The sequence below is a fragment of the Streptomyces sp. CCM_MD2014 genome, assembly GCF_000772045.1.
GTDB lineage: Bacteria > Actinomycetota > Actinomycetes > Streptomycetales > Streptomycetaceae > Streptomyces > Streptomyces salinarius.
The window spans coordinates 4,691,540-4,708,450 of record NZ_CP009754.1; the positions used below are offsets into that span (position 1 = coordinate 4,691,540).

Genomic DNA, 16,911 nt, shown 5'->3' on the forward strand with positions numbered 1-16,911 from the left:
TGCTCCCTCCGGCCCCGCCTGGCGTCGTCCCCTACGTCACCTCCGGCAGTGAGGAACGGCTCCTCCCGTCCCGGCTCATCCGCCGGCCCGTCTGGGACGGGATCGCGCACGCGGATGAGTCCCCCCATGACCGGGACAGCTTCGGCGTGACGTGGATCCGGCCCCGGCTCCTCCCGAAGCACCGGCGCGGGGAGCCCCGGTTGAAGGAAATTCATCCGTACCGGCAGCGGCGGGCCATGGACAACATGCTCTGCCAGGTCTGCGCCCGCCCGCCGGCCGACCCGGACGGCGCGCAACTCTTCCTCCTCCGGGACACCGGCGGCCCGATCCGGGAGGGGGAGCGGACGGCGTCCCCGCCCGTGTGCGTGCCGTGCGCGGGGATCGCCGTCCAGCAGTGCCACGCCCTCCGCCCGGACCGGTGGGTGGCCGCGTGGGTCAGGCACGCCCCGGCGTGGGGGGTGCGCGGGACGGTCCACGACCCGCGGACTCTCCAGGTGGTCCCGGGCCGGTACATGGAGGCCGTGGAGTACGGCTCCGCCCTGGCGCCGTGGACGATGGCCGCCCGTGTGGTGGTCGAGCTCCAGGGCGTGAGGCCGGCCTACCTGGAGCTGGAGTGGGCGGCCCTCGGCCGGGACCGGCTGGAGGCCGAGTTCGCCCGGGTCGCGGAGCTCACCGCCGTGTGAAGGCTCCCGTCACGTACATGGCGGCGGCGCGCCGTGTCCGTGGCGGGTCCCGGCCCGGCGCGCCCACACATCCCCCGGGGCGCGCCGGGCCCGTTCGTACCCCTGAACTGCGCAAGATCAGTCGCCCGAGGAGGCGCCCATGATGATCAGCGTTACGACCGAGCGGGACCAGGACTACCGGCCTGGTATCGGGGACGTTTTCACGTACGGAGCCGCGCAGATACACCAGGCCGCCGCCGCCCTATGGCCCACCGCGCCCGTCACGCTGGAGCGGCACGTCCCCAGCATCACCGGCTATGTGCACCAGACCCGCGTGGGTGACCGCCTCCTCTACGGCAAGGTGTCCGTCCTCGGCGTCTCCCTCGTCTCCCTCCTCCGCGGTGCTTGCGGTGGCTGGCCCGCGGCCCTCCAGGCTCAAGGGGAGTACCTGACGCGGCAGGACGGCCTGGTCCCGCGCGAGGCGGCGCAGCTCGGCCTCCTGGCCGGCCTGGACGGGCCGAAGGTGTGCGACGTGGCCGCCGTGAGCCGGGGCGTCCTCTTCACGGAGCCCGTGCCCGGGCCGTGCCTGGCGGACCTACTCCTCCAGGAACCCGGCCGTACGGCCGATCTCCTGGCCGACGTCCACGCAGAGCTCCGTCCCCTTCACCGGCCGGGCGCGGCCCGGCTCATCGATGAGGGCACGGTGATCGGTGAGCGCGGTGTGGGCGGGACCTTCCTCCGGAAGTTCAACGGGATTTCCGGCCGGGTCTACGTGGACCGGATCGGGGAGGAGCGGTGCGCGCCGGAGGACCGGGAGGAGGTGGTGGCGCTGGTGCGGAGGTCCGTCCGGGAGCTCCGGAAGCTCCGGGCCACGCTGCCCGGCGCGGTGGGGACGACGCTGGTGTACGGGGACCTGAAACCGGAGCACGTGAAGTATCCGGACGGCCCCGGGGGACGGCCGGTGTTGCTGGACCCCGGGCTGATGCGGATGAGCCCGGCGGCGGACCTGGCGAAGCTCGTGAGCCGGATCGTGCTCTCCCTCTGCGCGCACCGGCCCGGGGAGAACACGGTCCGCCAGGTCGTGGAAGGTGTGGCAGCGTTCGCGGCCCGAGCCGTCCAGCTCTCCCACCGGGAGCGGGCGCTATGGCTGCGCAACGTGGTGACGCTCTGGCTCATGGACACCGTCAACATCCTGTCCTCCTACCTCTCCGCGCCGGCCGCGCTCCCGCTCCCCGGGCCCGGCCTGGCGCTGGTGGCCCGGGCGGTCCCTGTGGTCTCCTTCGTCGCCGCGGTGAGCAAGGACGTGGCGGGGAAGGCCGACCCGGCCGGCGTGTGGGACCGGGCGCTGGAGCGTGCCGCGGCGGTGGCGTCATGAGGGCGCCGGCGGTCGGGGTGATCGGGGCCGGGGCGGTCGGCCAGGCCGTGGGCGCCGCGCTGGTGGCCGTAGGCCTCTGTGACCGGCTCCTCCTGGCCTCCCGCTCCGTGGACCAGGCCGCCGCCCTGGCGGACGACCTCAACGACCTCCGGGCCGGGATCGGCTCCCCGGCCATGGCGTACCCCGTGAAGGTGGCCGAGCTCCGCGACTGCCCGGCCGTCGTGGTGGCCGTCCGCGCCCGCTTCACGAACACCCGCCAGACGGATGTCCGCATGGCCGGGATGCACGCGAACACCCCCGCCCTCCTGGCCCTGGCCGAGGAGTTCCGCGGCTACCCGGGGACGCTCCTGGTGGTCACGAACCCGGTCGACCTCATGACGCGCCTCGTGGCCGAGGCCTCCGGCTGCGCCCGCGTCTTCGGACTCGGATCGAGCCTGGACACGGCTCGCTACCGGCTGACTCTGGCCCGCCTCCTGGACGTGCCCGTGGACGCGGTCCGCGGGCACGTGATCGGTGAGCACGGGGACGCCGCCGTGGTGTGCGCCTCCACCACCACCGTCAACGGCGCGCCCGTCACGGTCCCCCTTGAGCGGGTACGTGCCGAGCTCGCCGAGCGGCCCGGCCGGATCAGTGCCGGGATCGGCCGGACCCGCTACGGCCCGGCCGGCGCCCTGGTGAGCGCGCTACGGCTGGCCCTCGGCCTGGAGGACGGCATTACCGAGCTCTCCGCCCCGCACGGGGACGTGTGCCTCGGAATCCCGTTGCAGTTCACGGGGGGCCGTCCTCTACCGTGCGTGCCTCCGCTGGACGACGCCGAGGCCCGGCAACTGGAGGCCGCCCGTTCCAAGCTCCGCGACGCCTATCAGGGCGTGTGCGGTGTCCCCGTCCAACACCTACCTGTGAGGAACACATGAGCGCTCACGCCGTACGCCTGGAGACCGCCGGCGCCTCCGTAACCGTGGTCTCGTCCGAGAGGTCCGTCACGGACTGGACCGGCCGGTACCTCGGCCCGTGGTGGAACGCGGCCGAGGTGGCGCCGGAGACCATCTGTGCCGGGCCGCTGCTCACCGCGACCGTCGGCCGTGAGGCCTACGACGACGCCGCGTTCCTGGTGACGCAGGATCCGCACACCAGCACCATGTACGCGCGGGAGCAAATGCTCCTGGCGGGGGACGTCTCGGCCGGCGTGATCCGGGGCGTGACCCCTGGCAGCGGCCTCGCGTACCGGTCGGTGCTGGGCACCGGGTCCCTGGAGGTCACCGGCTGCGGCACGGAGGCCGTCGCCACGGCGACCGCGCGCCTGGCCCGGGAGATGATCCGCGGAGTCCTCCTCCGGGACGGCTGGTCCATCCTCCACGCCTCCGCCGTCGTCCATGAGGGCCGGGTGATCCTCACCCTCGGCGAGAAGCGGGCCGGGAAGACGACCACCGCCCTGGCCCTGGCCAGTCGTCACCGGCTCGGGCTCCTGGCCAATGACCGGGTGTTCGTCCGCGCGAGCGGGGACGGGGGCGTGGACGTCCTCCCGTGGCCGTCCGCGGCGGCGGTCGGGTTCGGCCTCCTCGGCGCTCTCGGCTGGTTCGACATCGCCCGCCACCGGCTGGAGCGCGGTGAGTCCTTGCACCCCACGCAGGACGAGCGGGTCACGGACGCCCTCCTCCGCGGCATGACGACGCCGCTGTGGGACGGCGGACGGGAATTGAAAGCGCAGGTATGGCCGGACCAGTTCGTGGACTGGTTCGGGCTGGACCTGGCGATGGGCGGGCAGGCGGCGGCCCTCGTGTTCCCGCGGGTGGAGGCCGGCGCCGTCCCCGCCGTGGAGGACCGAGGCCGGGTGCTGGAGGACGGTGACTTCATGTCCGGGGCGACGGAGGACCGCTACCCCGACGTGTTCGCCCTGGCTCGGGTCGACGGAGGCGGATCACCCACCGCACGGCGGGAGGTCGCGCGGCGCCTGGCCGAGCTCCCGCACCACTGCGTGGTCCTCGGCCATGACGTGACCGCGAACGCGGACTTCCTCGCGAAGGTCACCGGCTGCCTGTAGCCCGAGCATGACGAAGGGCCCGGCCTCCAGGGGGGATAAAGGCCAGGCCCTTCCGTGTGGTGGAGCGGCCCCGGGGGGGGTGAGGAACCGGTCCACCGTCTGTGGGGGTTGGGGGTTGGGGGTTAGGCCGCCACGGTGGCGGCGGCCTGGTCCTCGACGCCGAGCACGCGGCGGAGGTCCACGGTCTGGACGCGGAAGAGTCGGCCGGCCCGGATGACGCGGCACGGGAACTGGTCCGCGCGGGCCAGGGAGTAGCCGTAGGAGCGGGAGAACCCGAACGCGCGGGACGCGGTCTCCACGTCCACCGTGGCGGGGAGGTCCAAGACCTCCCGGACCGTCAGGGCCTTGACCGCGGCATCCGTTTGGGTTGTCACCGCTCAACTCCTCCCGTGCATTGGGTAGTACTGGCTGGACTGTAGGGCACGCGTTGCTACTGCGCAACACTCTCTGTACGTTGAGCCGTTGTGGAGCAACCAACGGAGTGGCCCGCCCGGGTCGGCCAGACCATCGCCCGGGAGCTACGCAGACACCGGACAGCACGGAAGATGAGCGCGCAGCAGCTCGCGGACGAGTGCGCCCGCCTCGGCCATCCCGCCCTCCAGCGGACGGTGATTTCCAACATGGAGAACGGCCGCCGGCGGGACGTCTCCGTGGCGGACGTCCTGGTCCTGGCCGCCGCGCTCGAGGTAGCGCCGGCGGCGCTCATCTTCCCGGCCGGGTACGCGGCGGAGGTGGAGCGCCTGCCCGGCCGGACCGCCGCGCCGCTGGAGGCCGTCGACTGGTTCGCCGGTGCCGAGGCGGAGGAGAACTCCGCCCTGGCCCTCATGCGCCGTCACCGGGACCTGGAGCGCCGTATCCGCGGCGTCTACCGGCGTATCTGGGAGCAGGGGATCGCGGAGCAGCGGTACGGCGTGGAGCTGGAGGACGCGGAGGCGGAGGCCGGCCGCGAGATGGCGCGCGAGCTCACCGACCAGCTCCACGAGCTCCGGGAGGAGATGACCGGCCGGGGCCTGGAGCTCCCGCCGCTTCCCGGCCTGGACGGGCCGAAGCAGAACTGACACGAAGGACAGACATGTTGAGGGAAAGTCAGGAGGCTGACCGCCAGGTGACGGTCCGTGAGTGGACGTCCGAGTGGTGGGCGGGACGGGTAGTGCCAGGAGGGATGGAGGACCACCTCCGCCAGGAGGTTGCGCGCCTCGGCGGCCACGGGCTGGACCGGCTCAGCGCGATGCAGTCGCGTGCCCCGGGCCGGACCGCGGGCTCATAAGGGAGGGGGCGTCATGCCTGGACCACGCCGCGCGGGCGGAATCAGTAAGCGGTGCGAGTGCCGCGGTGAGGACGGTAAACGGCTGGCGGGGAGCTGCCCCGATCTCCCGAAGAAGAACCACGGCCGGTTCCGGCTCATCCAGGAGCTCCCACCCGGGGAGGACGGCAAGCGCCGGCGCTTCGAGCGCACCGGCTACGACACGTCCAAGGATGCACAGAAGGACCTGGACCGTATCCGCGCGATCCTCGACCTGGCCGGGGATGAGGAGGACTGGCTCCGCCGGGTCGGGGACCTCCTGGCGGGCGTGCAGAAGGAGCGGCGGGAGATCCCGGACCCCACGGAGGTCTCCCGAAAGCTCGGGGTCGGCGTCCCGCTGGACGGCAAGATGACCGTTGGGGAGTGGCTGGACACGTGGCTGGCCGGTAAGAAAACACGGGCCACGACGAACCACGGGTACGGCTCCCACATCCGGGTCCACCTCCGGCCGCACCTCGGCCACCTCCGGTTGGACCGCCTCGGTATCCCGCACTTGGAGGACATGTTCACCGCGATCGACGAGCGGAACGAAACCGTGGTCGCCGAGAACGCGGCGCGGCGGGAGCAGGAGGCCCGGTGCACGCTCGGCCGGCCGGGCGCACCGAAGGCGAAGGACCGGGCCCGCCTCGCGGAGGAGCGGGCGCGGCTGGCCGAGATGCCGCCCTATCGGAAGGTGACGGGGAAGGCCTCTCAGCAGGCGATCAGGACGACGCTCCGGACGGCCCTCAACGCGGCGATTGCCCGGAAGCTGATCACGTTCAACCCGGCGTCCTTCGTGGAGATGGAGACGGCGTCCCGGCCGAAGCCGATGCTGTGGACGCCGGAGCGGGTGGAGCGGTGGCGGGAGACGGGGGAGGCTCCCGGCCCGGTCATGGTCTGGACGCCGGAGCAGCTCGGGACGTTCCTGGACGAGGCCGAGGAGGACCGGCTCTACTCCCTGTTCCACACCATCGGTTTCCGGGGCCTTCGCCGCGGTGAGGCCGTGGGCCAGGCGTGGGAGGACACGCAGCTGGAGGCCGGGCTCCTCACGGTCTCCACGGAGATCATCGTGGACGGCTGGACGCCCGTGGAGACGGTCCCGAAGACGGCCGGGTCTGTGGGCACGATCAGTCTGGACTCCGTCACCGTCCAGGTCCTCCGGGAGCGCCGGGCGCAGCAGCTGCGGGAGCGGCTGGCCGCCGGGCCGAAGTGGGCGGAGACGGGGAAGGTCTGGACGACGGAGACCGGCGGTTGGCTCCACCCGGACACGGTCTCCAAAACCTTCCAGCGGATCCGCGCCCGGACGGACCTCCCGCCCATCAACCTCCGGGACCTCCGGCACGTGGCCGCGACGATCCTCCACGCCGCCGGCGCGGACCTCCACACCATCAAGGAGACGTTGCGGCACTCCACCATCAAGCTCACGTCGGACACGTACACGTCGCTGCTGCGGGAGGTGGACCGTACGCACGCGGAGGCGGCCGTCGCTCTGGTCCCCCGTGCGAAGCGGCGGGCGGCGGAGTGAGGCGTGAGGAGGCTGCCGCGTGCTACCTCTACCCGAACGGTGTGCGTCGCATGGCGTGCCCGGATGATGAGGACGGGGCGCCGACGTGCATGGGCGATACGGGGTACTGCGGATTCAGCCCTGAGTTGGGCCACGGGGTCTGCGTGCACCTCGACGAGGCCGCCGACTAGGCCGCCGGTGGAGCACGTCATCGCCGCTGGTGGCGGGCCGGTTCTGCTCCACCGACGCTCCACCGGACGCCACGACACGGGGTGGACTGGAGCGCACGGGAGGTCGTCCGGGAGGACGGGAAACCCCTGGTGACCAGGACCGGAGCGGGCGGGGTGGACTGGAGCACACGGGGTGTACGGCGGCACATCGGCCGACCATCGACTTTTAATCCATTGGTTGTGGGTTCGAGTCCCACAGGGCCTACCGCGTCGGACCCCGGGTCAGAGCACGACTGACCCGGGGTCCTGTCGGTTCCGCTCCCGGCCCGGTCCGGCCCGGGACGTCGGCGCCGGTACGGAGGTGCGCAAAAGGGTGTGCGTCGGCGGGCGGAGGGCGGGTAGCTTGCGGGACATGTCGAGCCCCGAAGCATCCAGGGTGGGGGCTTTCGGTCACGCCGTCAGCCCCCTGAACCACTGAGTCCGCAGCACTGACCGTCCCGCCGCGTTCTGCGGCCGGACGGCTGGGTCCGTGGGTGCTGACCGCGGTGACGAGAACGCCTCTCCTCCTGTTTCTCCTCGCCTCGGAGCCACTCGATGCCTCTCGCGCTCTACCTGCTCGCCATGGCCGTCTTCGCCATGGGCACCTCTGAATTCATGCTCGCCGGCCTCCTGCCCGGTATCGCCTCCGACCTCGGCGTGACGGTCGGAACGGCGGGCGCGCTCACGTCGGCCTTCGCCATCGGCATGGTCGTCGGCGCTCCGCTCATGGCCGGGCTCGCCCGCACCTGGCCGGCGCGATCCGGCCTTCTCGGGTTCGTCCTCGTCTTCGCGGCGACTCACGTCCTGGGCGCCACCACCGGGAACTTCCCTGTCCTGTTCGCCACCCGGGTGGTCGCGGCGCTCGCGAACGCCGGATTCCTCGCCGTGGCGCTGACCACCGCCGCCCAACTGGTCCCGGCGGACAGGAAGGGACGCGCGCTCGCGGTCCTGCTGTCCGGGACGACGGCGGCCACGATCGCCGGGGTCCCCGCGGGAGCGGTACTCGGCACCGTGCTCGGCTGGCGAGCCACGTTCTGGGCCGTCGCCGTCCTCTGTCTGCCCGCGGCCCTCGGCATCCTCAAAGGCGTCCCGGCCGGCCCCGGCCGGGGAGACGAGCCCCACAGGCCGGCGCTGCGAGCGGAGCTCACCCGGCTCAGGAGCCGGCGCCTGGCGCTCGTGATGCTGCTCGGTGCCCTGGTGAACGCCGCGACCTTCGCGAGCTTCACCTTCCTCGCCCCCGTCGTCACCCACACCGCCGGCCTCGGCGATCTGTGGATCTCCGTCGTCCTGGTCCTCTTCGGCGTCGGTTCCTTCGTCGGCATCACCGTGGCCGGACGCGTGTCCGACCACCGTCCCGGCCTGGTCGTCCTCCTCGGCGGCCCGCTGCTTCTCCTCGGCTGGCCGGCCCTGGCCGTGCTGGCCCACCGGCCGGCCGCCCTGCTCGTCCTCGTGTTCGTGCAGGGCGCGCTGTCGTTCGCGCTGGGCAGCACTTTGATCACGCGAGTCCTCTACGAAGCGGCAGGAGCCCCCACCATGGCCGGCTCGTACGCGACCGCGGCCTTCAACATCGGCGCGGCGGTGGGGCCGTTCATCGCCGCGGCCTCCCTGGGGACCACGTTCGGGGACCTCGGCCCGCTCTGGGTGAGTGGACTGCTCGTGGCGGTCGCGCTGCTCGTGGCGTTCCCCTTCCAGGCGGTGATCGCGGCGCCCGGTCGCAGCGCCGAGACCGACGGCTGACGCGTACGGACGCCGTCGGCCGCCCCGTCAGTGCCTGCGGGTAGAGTCCCCCGGCATGAGTACAACTCCGCCCGACGGAGGCTGGGTTGGCCTCCGTCCCCGCCGGATCACCCCGCGCCGCCTCGGTGCCGCCGCCGTGGTCTACGGCGTCTTCGTCGCGGGCTGGTACCTGGGGCAGCCCCTGACGCCCGAGTGCCCGGACCCGACCCTCGACAGTCAGGCCGGACAGTACGGGCACGTGCCGGTCTCCACGCCCGCCCCCGCGGCCTCCGCGTTTCCGGGGCGTCCGGATGACGAGATGGGTGTGACGGGCCACCCCACGATGGCCGTGGCCTACAGCTCCTACGTCGTCATCTGCGCCGACGGGATGGGCGAACGCCCGCGCCTGCGGGCCTGGTTCGAGGGCGACTGGAGGTAGCGGAGCATGCCCGCCTGGATGACCCCGCGCCGCCTCGGTGCCGTCACCACGCTGTACGCCGTGTTCCTGGCCGGGTGGTGGCTGGGCCAGCCGGTGCTGTCCGACGGCTGTCTGGAGGACCGGAACACCGCCGAACCGGACGGCCGCCCCGCACCGGTGGAACCGGCCGACCCGGGCCGGTATCTCGACAACCTCGGTCTCGACTTCGAGTTCCTGGACTTCGGCCTGCTCGACTGGGCCGACGGCATGGACGGCCGCCGCGACGGCGAGTACGGCCCCGGCGACTACGGGTACGCGGTGCCGGGCTGGTCCGCAGCCCACGACACGTCCGGGGCCGACCAGGCCCGCTGCTCCTACAAGAAGCGCGCCCGCCTGGTCGCCTGGGTCAACGGCGACTGGGGCTGACCCGGCCCGAGCGGCGGAGGGCCTGGGCCATCCAGGGCTGGAAGGGCAGGTGCCCGGGGACCACCTGCCAGTCGTTGACGGTCCACACCAGACGCCAGTACCGCTCGACGAGCGGATCGTGCCCCGCTTCGAACCGCGACGCCATCCAGTCCCGCAACCCGGGCCCGTCGGGGCGCCCGAGCACGGCGGCGAAGCGCTGCGCGACGGCGTCGGCCACCGCGTCGGCGCCGGAACCGTCCGGGTCGATGCCCGCCGCCCTCGCGTCGGCGACGGCCCCCCGGGCGAAGGGGAGAAGCTCCGCCACCGCCTCCGGGGCCACCCCCGGCAGCACGTCCTCGTCGGCGGGCGGGAGCGCCGCATCCGCCATCCGCGCGCGGAAGTCCTCGTCGGCCATCAGTTCGGCCAGCTCCACCCAGGCGGCGAGTTGGGCGTCGGACGGTTCGTCGGGAAGGTCGGGCAGCGCGGCGCGCAGGGCTGCGGCGGCACCGCGGGCCCGCGGCGTTTCCGCGCCGAGGCTCGTGACGAAGTCGGCGACCATGCGCCGTCGTTCGTCGGAGGTGAGGCGGGTGAGCCGGTGCATGAGAACGGTCTCCTCGGGACTGGGACCGCGCCGGGCGACAAGTCGCAGCATGCTGTGCCGCAGACGCAGGGCGCGGATCCGGAGGGCGGTGGCGTCGGCGTGCGCGGCGGCGACCTCGGCGACGGAGACGGCGCCGTCCAGCACGCGGCGGACCGTGGCGAGGTCGACGTCCAGTTCCCGCAGGACGCCGATGAGATGGAGCCGGCCCAGGGCCGCGTCGTCGTAGCGGCGGTATCCGGCCGGGGTGCGGTCGGTGGGCGGCAGCAGTCCGGTGTCCGAGTAGAACCGGATCGTCCGCACGGGCACGCCGGTACGGGCCGACAGTTCACCGATCGAGTGCAGGGGCGTCGCGCCGTTCATGAGGCCCACTCTCCGGTCTCCAGTCACTGGAGAGTCAAGCCGTACGGGACTCCCCGCGGTCCCTCAGGCGGCCCGCTCGCCGAGCCAGGCCAGCGCGGCCACCGTCAGCGCGCTCACGCCCGTGTCCAGGGTCGGCTGGACGACGGGGGCGAAGGAGGGACTGTGGTTGACCGGGATGTCCTGGGCGACGGTGCCCTTGCGGGCGGCCTCGGCGTAGCGCTCCGGGTCGATGCCGCCGATCGCCCAGTACGTGAACGGCACCCCGAAGGCCCCCGGGATCTCGCTCATGTCCTCGCTGGCGGTCTGCAGTTCGACGGTGTGGGCGTCGTCGCCGAAGTACGCGCCGAACGCCTCCGCGACGCGCCGGGTCGGCTCCTCGTCGTTGACGGTGGGCGGGAAGGACGAGAGCCGTTCGAACTCGGGCTCCTGGGGGGAGCGCGACGCCGCGCACTCGGCACGGACGATCCGCTCGACCGCGTCCAGGACCCGGGTGCGGGTGGCGTCGTCGTACGTGCGGACGTTCAGCTCCAGGACGGCCCGGTCGGGGATGACGTTGGGGCCGCTGCCTGCGTGGATGCTGCCCACGGTGAGCACGGCGGGTGTGGTGGCGGCCAGCTCGCGGGAGACGACGGTCTGCAGGCGTACGACGACGGACGCGGCGATCACCACCGGGTCGACCGACGCCTGGGGCGCCGAACCGTGCGCGCCCCGCCCGTGCACGGTGACGCGGAGACTGTCCGCGGCGGACAGGAAGGAGCCCGCACGGGTGCCGACGTAACCGGCCGGGTACGGCAGGACGTGCTGGGCGAGGACGACGTCGGGACGGGGCGACCGGTCGGTGAGGCCGTCCTTGACCATGGCGTCGGCGCCCGCGCCGTTCTCCTCGGAGGGCTGGAAGAGCGCGACGAAGGTGCCGCGCCAGGCGTCCCGGTGCTCGGCCATCAGCCGCGCGCACCCGACCAGGCAGGTCACGTGCACGTCGTGGCCGCAGGCGTGCATCACCGGCTGCTCCCGGCCGTCCTCGTCGGTCACCGTCTGGGTGGAGGCGTACGGCAGGCCGGTGCGCTCCCGCACCGGGAGGGCGTCCATGTCGGCGCGGGCCATGACGACCGGGCCGTCCCCGTTCGCGAGGACCCCGATCACGCCGGTGCCGCCGACCCCCTCGGTGACGTCGTAGCCGCTCTCGCGCAGGGCGTCCGCCGCCTTCTTCGCCGTACGGTGCTCCCGCAGGCCGAGCTCGGGGTGCCGGTGCAGGTCCCGGTAGAGGTCCTCCAGGCCGGAACGGACGGAGCCGAGGCCGGCGAGGACGCTCCGCGCGGTGTCACGCGTCGAGTTCGTCGAGTTCGTCGAGGTCATCGAGGGTGCTCCATGGTTCGAGGCTACTTACGGCGCCGGGTTCGGCCACCGGACGGACGCGTCTCGGGTGGTTCGGGCGCGTTGAGGCCGAAGTGGAGACCGAGCATCCGGATCAGGAAGCAGGCCGCCGCCGCGCCCAGCTCCGCCGGCAGGCCGTACAGCCCCGTTTCGACGGTGGCGACGGTCACCGCCGCGCCCACCAGGGCCGGGATGGCGTACAGCCCGGTGCGCAGCACCGTCGGGATCCGGCCGACGAGGGTGTCGCGGATCGTCCCGCCGCCCACCGCGGTGATCACGCCCAGCAGCATCGCGGGTACGACGGCCAGCCCGGCGTCCAGCGCCTTGCTCGCGCCGATCACCGCGAAGGTGCTCAGCCCCACCGCGTCGAGCACCGTGATCGCCGGTTCGAGTCGTCGCAGGTGCCGGCTGACGGCGAAGGCGATGAGCCCACCGGCGGCGGCGAGCGTGTAGTACCGCCAATCCAGGAGCGTGGCGGGCGGCAGCGAGTCGATGAGGACGTCCCGGATGAACCCACCGCCCAACGCGGTGATCATCCCGAGCACGACCACCCCGACCACGTCCAGCCGCGCGGCCCGCACCGCGGTCAGCGCCCCGTTCAGCCCGAACGCGAACGTGCCGGTGAGATCCAGGGCGAGCAGCGGAGCGGGTTCGGTGCTCATGGGGCGCCGGGTACCCCGGCGCGGGTGCCCGCCACGCGGGCGGCACCGGAGCCTAGGGTTGCTGCGCCGGAACCCGCCGCCCGTCTGCCTCCCGGAGTGCCGCCCATGCCCCTGCCCCACGTCCTCCTCTCCGCCGCCGTCTCCCTCGACGGCTACCTGGACGACACCGGCCCCGAGCGGCTCCTGCTGTCCGGCCCCGCCGACTTCGACCGGGTCGACGAGGTGCGGGCCCGTGCGGACGCGATCCTGGTCGGGGCCGGGACGATCCGGGCCGACAATCCGCGGCTGCTGGTGAACTCGGCCGAGCGGCGGGCGGCCCGGGTCGCGGCCGGGAAGGCGGAGTACCCGCTCAAGGTCGCCGTCAGCGGCGGCGGCGAGCTGGACCCGGCGGCGCGGTTCTGGCACACGGGCGGGGAGAAGGTGCTGCTGACCACGGACGACGGGGCCCGGCGGGCCCGAGAGCTCGGCATCGGTGCCGACGTCGTGGCCCTGGGGCCCGAGCTGGACTGGCACGCCGCGCTGGAGTACCTGCACGACCGGCGGGGCGTGCGGCGGCTCATGGTGGAGGGGGGCGGGACCGTCCACAGCCAGCTGCTCCAGCGGGAGCTCGCCGACGAACTGCAGCTCGTTCTCGCGCCCCTCCTGGTCGGGGACCCGGCCGCGCCCCGGCTGTTCGGGCCCGGCGCCTACCAGCGCGGGCGGCTCGCGCTGGTCGGGACGCGGCGGATCGAGGACGTCGTGCTGATGCGGTACCGGCCCACCGCGCCCGGGACCGGTGAGCGCGTGGCCCCCGCCGACCGGTACTGGCTGGAGGTCGCGTGTGAGCTGGCCGGGCTGTGTCCGCCGTCGCAGACCGCGTTCAGCGTGGGGGCGGTCGTGGTCGCCGCCGACGGGAGCGAGCTGGCGCGGGGGTATTCGCGGGAGGGCGGCGATCCCGTGGTGCATGCCGAGGAGGCCGCGCTCGCCAAGACCGACCCCTCCGACGCACGGCTCGCGGGCGCGACCGTGTACAGCAGTCTCGAACCCTGTGCCCGCCGTGCCTCCCGGCCCGCGCCCTGTGCCCGGCTGATCCTCGACGCCGGGGTGCGCCGGGTCGTCACGGCCTGGCGGGAGCCGGACACCTTCGTGGCGGGCGCGGACGGGAGCGGGGTGCTCGCCGCGCAGGGCGCCACCGTCGTCGTGCTGCCCGAGTACGAGGAGGCGGCCAAGGCGCCGAACCGCCATCTGGAGCGGTAGGGAACCGGCGGCGGAGACACCGATGTGCATTCCGGTCCCGGGATGACGTACAGTGGTGAACACAACGACGCGGGGTGGAGCAGCTCGGTAGCTCGCTGGGCTCATAACCCAGAGGTCGCAGGTTCAAATCCTGTCCCCGCTACTGAAGGCCGAGGGCCGGAATCCGAAAGGGTTCCGGCCCTCGGTGCGTCTCGGACGTACGCCGCCGTCCCGTACCCCGTGTCATCCGGTCGGCCCCTCACCGCTCGCCGCCCGCCCCCGCTCCCGGAAACCTGGACTCCTGGACGGTGAGCGGCGCGCGGACGTGCGGGGTGGCGGGAGACGAGTGGTGCGGCCAGGTGACGTGGACGACGAGGGAGCGGCCGCCAGGGCCGGTGGCCGGCTCCCCGGCGATCCCGTGCCCGACCCGGGTGTCGGAGACGAGGAGCCGCCCGCAGGGCCGCCGCCGCGCCGCCGGACCGCGTACGGGCGCGCCTTCGTGCACGCGCTCCCCGTGCTGCTGATCGTGGTCGCCATCCTGTACGACATCTTCACCCCGAGGTACTTCACCGCCGGTCCCCTCTACACGGCCGCGCCCCTGGTCGCCGCCCCGCTCTACTCGCGGCGCGGCACGGCGCTCACCGGTGTCGCCGTGGTCGCCTCGGTCATCGGGCTGCAGCTCGGCAAGGGCGTCATCCACTACGTCGACTCCCTCACCGAGCTGATCACCATCGCGACGGTCGCCGTGCTCGCCGTCCTCGTGAACGGCATGGTCCGGCGCAGCAGCGAGCGTCTTGTCTCCGTCCGCGAGATCGCCGAGGCCGCCCAGCGCGCCGTGCTGCCCGAACCCGCCGAGCGCATCGCGGGTTTCGAGATCGCCGTCTGCTACGAGGCCGCGCAGGCCGACGCGTTCATCGGCGGCGACCTGTACGCGGTGCAGGACTCCGCCCGCGGTGTCCGGCTCATCGTCGGCGACGTGCGCGGCAAGGGCATGGGCGCGGTCGCCGCCGTCGCCGTCGTGATCGGTGCGTTCCGGGAGGCCGCCGAGCAGGAGTCGACGCTGGAGGCCGTGGCGCAGCGGCTGGAGCGGGCGCTGGCGCGCGAGGGCACCCGGCGGGACGGACTGGACGCCTTCGAGGGCTTCACCACCGCCGTCCTCGCCGAACTCCCGCACGGCGACGGCACCGTACGCATCGTCAACCGCGGCCACCCGCCGCCCCTCCTGCTCTACGCCGACGGCACCCTGGGCGCCCTGCCCGCCCGCGAGTCGGCGCTGCCGCTGGGCATGGGCGAGCTGGGTGTCTGGCCCGACCGGGCGGAGGAGGTCGCCTTCCCCGGCGGGGCCACGCTGCTGCTCTACACCGACGGGCTGACCGAAGCCCGCGACGCCGGGGGCGAGTTCTACGATCCGCAGACCCGGCTGGCCGGCCGCGTCTTCCGGCACCCGGCGACCCTGCTCGACACCCTCGCCGAGGACGTGCGCCGGCACTCCGGGGGCGGCATGGCGGACGACATGGCGCTGCTCGCCGTACGGCGCCCCCGGCCCGGCGATCATGATCATTGTCACGAGCCGTGACAGTGCGACCCCCCTCCGCATAACAATTGATGCACCGTCAGAAGAAAGTGGCGTGAAGGGGAATACTGAGAGCGGGTCAACTCGCCCGGATTTAACCGGTCGTGAGGGGTACGTCCCGCCCGTTTCCGTTAATGATCAAGCGGAACGGCTTGGAATCCGAGCCTCGCGTCTATTAACGTTCGATAACGCAGCGCGGTCGTCCCAGCCGTCACAGAAGGCGGCTCCGTGCGCACGCGCCGAATCCCGCAAGGGAACCGGGGAACCACCACATTGGGGTGAATCGGGCGTATGGCGCCGTGGAGACACGGTCGGCAGGCACCCGTAGGAGACCTTCCTGCTCCGAACCCGTCAGCTAACCCGGTAGGCGAGAAGGAAGGAAAGGAGTACGCCCACGTGGCGTCCAACCGGCCTGCCCCCGAGGCCCCGTTCGTGCCCGCCGGGCACGGCACCGACACCTTCGGCTACGACGCCCCCCGCGCCGAAGAGGGCCCCTGGGAGGAGTGGAACCCCACCGCGGAGTCCATCCGCCCCGTGCGCGGCCGGCACCGCGTCGCCAAGCAGCGCGGCGGACTCGCCCGCAGCTCCACCGTCCTCGGCGTCGGTGTCATAGCCGCCGTCGGCGCGGGCGGCATGGCCAGCGCGCAGACCGGCAAGCCGCCGGTGTCCATCTCCATGCCGGACCTGCCGAACGTCGGCTCGCTCATGCCCGGCGGCGAGGAGCCGGAGCCCGAGGGTTCCGCCACCCCGCTGAGCGGCATCACCCAGGCCGTCGCCGCGGACACCGGGGAGGACGCGAGTTCCGCCGGTGCCGGTGAGTCGCTGCGGGCCCGGATCATGGCGCAGGCCGAGCAGCAGCAGGCCCAGGTCGAGACCAAGGCCGCCGCCGAGGCGCAGGCCGCCGCCGAGGAGAAGGCCGCGGAAGCCGCCGCCAAGGCGGCGAAGGAGGCCGAGGAGAAGGCCGCCGCCGCCAAGAAGAAGGCGGAGGAGGAGGCCGCGAAGAAGGCCGAGGCCGAGCGGCTCGCGAAGCTGGCCAAGCAGTACACGCTGCCGACCTCCTCGTACACGATCTCCTCCACCTTCAACCAGGCCGGCTCCCTCTGGGCCTCCGGCCACCACACCGGCCTCGACTTCGCCGCCCCCACGGGCACCCTGCTCAAGGCGGTGCACAGCGGCACCATCACGTCGGCCGGCTGGGACGGGTCGTACGGCTACAAGACCGTGCTCACCCTCGACGACGGCACCGAGCTCTGGTACGCGCACCAGTCGTCGATCAACGTCAGCGTCGGCCAGAAGGTCACCACCGGTGACGTCATCGGCCGTGTCGGCGCCACCGGCAACGTCACCGGGGCCCACCTCCACCTCGAGGTGCACACCGCCGACGGCTCCGGCATCGACCCGATGGCCTGGCTGCAGAGCAAGGGCCTCACTCCCTGAGACTCCCTGGGTCATCTCCGAGACTCCCGAGTCGCCACGCTTTCGACCCCGCTGAACCCCGGCGGTCCTGACGGCAA

At 73.1% G+C, this 16,911-nt stretch carries 16 protein-coding genes, 1 tRNA gene and 1 riboswitch; of the genes, 13 read left to right on the forward strand and 4 right to left on the reverse strand.

Features of this window, described 5'->3' with window-relative positions:
* Positions 1–200 precede the first annotated feature (200 nt).
* From NI25_RS20900 to NI25_RS20915, 4 genes are all read left to right on the forward strand, one after another.
* Positions 201–683, forward strand: coding sequence for a hypothetical protein (locus NI25_RS20900; RefSeq protein ID WP_233520757.1), 483 nt, complete (start codon positions 201–203; stop codon positions 681–683).
* Between the two features lie 139 nt (positions 684–822).
* On the forward strand, positions 823–2,037 hold the full coding sequence (locus NI25_RS20905; protein ID WP_233520758.1) for a phosphotransferase: 1,215 nt from the start codon (positions 823–825) through the stop codon (positions 2,035–2,037).
* Entirely contained in the window at positions 2,034–2,951 is a 918-nt protein-coding gene (locus NI25_RS20910; RefSeq protein ID WP_061443913.1) for a lactate/malate family dehydrogenase, read from the forward strand. The genes NI25_RS20905 and NI25_RS20910 overlap by 4 nt, the downstream gene beginning before the upstream one ends.
* A complete protein-coding gene (locus NI25_RS20915) occupies positions 2,948–4,078 on the forward strand; it encodes a hypothetical protein (RefSeq protein WP_061443914.1) in 1,131 nt (376 codons plus the stop codon). The genes NI25_RS20910 and NI25_RS20915 overlap by 4 nt, the downstream gene beginning before the upstream one ends.
* A gap of 122 nt (positions 4,079–4,200) precedes the next feature.
* Here NI25_RS20915 and NI25_RS20920 read toward each other — a convergent pair whose 3' ends face one another.
* Positions 4,201–4,452 (reverse strand): hypothetical protein, encoded by a 252-nt coding sequence (locus NI25_RS20920; protein WP_061443915.1) that lies wholly within the window; start codon positions 4,450–4,452, stop codon positions 4,201–4,203.
* A gap of 90 nt (positions 4,453–4,542) precedes the next feature.
* Between NI25_RS20920 and NI25_RS20925 the strand changes: the two genes are divergently transcribed.
* From NI25_RS20925 to NI25_RS20950, 5 genes are all read left to right on the forward strand, one after another.
* Entirely contained in the window at positions 4,543–5,136 is a 594-nt protein-coding gene (locus NI25_RS20925; RefSeq protein WP_267886339.1) for a helix-turn-helix domain-containing protein, read from the forward strand.
* Positions 5,137–5,358: 222 nt separating this feature from the next.
* Complete coding sequence (locus NI25_RS20935; protein ID WP_061443918.1) at positions 5,359–6,885, forward strand: site-specific integrase; 1,527 nt, start codon at positions 5,359–5,361, stop codon at positions 6,883–6,885.
* Positions 6,886–7,628: 743 nt separating this feature from the next.
* Complete coding sequence (locus tag NI25_RS20940; RefSeq protein ID WP_061443919.1) at positions 7,629–8,810, forward strand: Cmx/CmrA family chloramphenicol efflux MFS transporter; 1,182 nt, start codon at positions 7,629–7,631, stop codon at positions 8,808–8,810.
* 55 nt (positions 8,811–8,865) lie between these two features.
* Positions 8,866–9,228, forward strand: a complete 363-nt coding sequence (locus NI25_RS20945) for a hypothetical protein (protein WP_061443920.1) — start codon at positions 8,866–8,868, stop codon at positions 9,226–9,228.
* 6 nt (positions 9,229–9,234) lie between these two features.
* A complete protein-coding gene (locus NI25_RS20950) occupies positions 9,235–9,633 on the forward strand; it encodes a hypothetical protein (protein WP_061443921.1) in 399 nt (132 codons plus the stop codon).
* Here NI25_RS20950 and NI25_RS20955 read toward each other — a convergent pair.
* From NI25_RS20955 to NI25_RS20965, 3 genes are all read right to left on the reverse strand, one after another.
* Complete coding sequence (locus tag NI25_RS20955) at positions 9,614–10,573, reverse strand: MerR family transcriptional regulator (RefSeq protein WP_061447005.1); 960 nt, start codon at positions 10,571–10,573, stop codon at positions 9,614–9,616. The genes NI25_RS20950 and NI25_RS20955 overlap by 20 nt on opposite strands.
* Before the next feature lie 63 nt (positions 10,574–10,636).
* Positions 10,637–11,929, reverse strand: a complete 1,293-nt coding sequence (locus NI25_RS20960; protein WP_061443922.1) for a M20 family metallopeptidase — start codon at positions 11,927–11,929, stop codon at positions 10,637–10,639.
* Between the two features lie 23 nt (positions 11,930–11,952).
* Positions 11,953–12,609 carry a trimeric intracellular cation channel family protein gene (locus NI25_RS20965; RefSeq protein WP_061443923.1) on the reverse strand — a complete coding sequence of 219 codons (657 nt, stop codon included), beginning with the start codon at positions 12,607–12,609 and terminating at the stop codon, positions 11,953–11,955.
* Between the two features lie 105 nt (positions 12,610–12,714).
* Between NI25_RS20965 and NI25_RS20970 the strand changes: the two genes are divergently transcribed.
* The 4 genes from NI25_RS20970 (at position 12,715) to NI25_RS20985 (ending at position 16,834) form a co-directional block, all read left to right on the forward strand.
* A complete protein-coding gene (locus NI25_RS20970; protein WP_061443924.1) occupies positions 12,715–13,845 on the forward strand; it encodes a dihydrofolate reductase family protein in 1,131 nt (376 codons plus the stop codon).
* Between the two features lie 68 nt (positions 13,846–13,913).
* Positions 13,914–13,987: transfer RNA gene (locus tag NI25_RS20975), tRNA-Met, on the forward strand.
* 186 nt (positions 13,988–14,173) lie between these two features.
* The gene (locus NI25_RS20980; RefSeq protein ID WP_107072081.1) at positions 14,174–15,400 is read left to right on the forward strand and encodes a PP2C family protein-serine/threonine phosphatase; all 1,227 of its coding nucleotides are present in this window, start codon (positions 14,174–14,176) and stop codon (positions 15,398–15,400) included.
* Between the two features lie 224 nt (positions 15,401–15,624).
* Positions 15,625–15,782: riboswitch (cyclic di-AMP (ydaO/yuaA leader) on the forward strand.
* 11 nt (positions 15,783–15,793) lie between these two features.
* Positions 15,794–16,834, forward strand: coding sequence for a M23 family metallopeptidase (locus NI25_RS20985; RefSeq protein ID WP_061443926.1), 1,041 nt, complete (start codon positions 15,794–15,796; stop codon positions 16,832–16,834).
* The last annotated feature ends 77 nt before the right edge of the window (positions 16,835–16,911 follow it).

Bases quoted from the DNA above. Each gene is read 5' to 3' on its own strand.
- NI25_RS20905 (WP_233520758.1), top strand. From the start codon at position 823: ATGATGATCAGCGTTACGACCGAGCGGGACCAGGACTACCGGCCTGGT.
- NI25_RS20910 (WP_061443913.1), top strand. From the start codon at position 2,034: ATGAGGGCGCCGGCGGTCGGGGTGATCGGGGCCGGGGCGGTCGGCCAG.
- NI25_RS20915 (WP_061443914.1), top strand. From the start codon at position 2,948: ATGAGCGCTCACGCCGTACGCCTGGAGACCGCCGGCGCCTCCGTAACC.
- NI25_RS20935 (WP_061443918.1), top strand. From the start codon at position 5,359: ATGCCTGGACCACGCCGCGCGGGCGGAATCAGTAAGCGGTGCGAGTGC.
- NI25_RS20940 (WP_061443919.1), top strand. From the start codon at position 7,629: ATGCCTCTCGCGCTCTACCTGCTCGCCATGGCCGTCTTCGCCATGGGC.
- NI25_RS20945 (WP_061443920.1), top strand. From the start codon at position 8,866: ATGAGTACAACTCCGCCCGACGGAGGCTGGGTTGGCCTCCGTCCCCGC.
- NI25_RS20950 (WP_061443921.1), top strand. From the start codon at position 9,235: ATGCCCGCCTGGATGACCCCGCGCCGCCTCGGTGCCGTCACCACGCTG.
- NI25_RS20955 (WP_061447005.1), bottom strand. From the start codon at position 10,573: ATGAACGGCGCGACGCCCCTGCACTCGATCGGTGAACTGTCGGCCCGT.
- NI25_RS20960 (WP_061443922.1), bottom strand. From the start codon at position 11,929: ATGACCTCGACGAACTCGACGAACTCGACGCGTGACACCGCGCGGAGC.
- NI25_RS20965 (WP_061443923.1), bottom strand. From the start codon at position 12,609: ATGAGCACCGAACCCGCTCCGCTGCTCGCCCTGGATCTCACCGGCACG.
- NI25_RS20970 (WP_061443924.1), top strand. From the start codon at position 12,715: ATGCCCCTGCCCCACGTCCTCCTCTCCGCCGCCGTCTCCCTCGACGGC.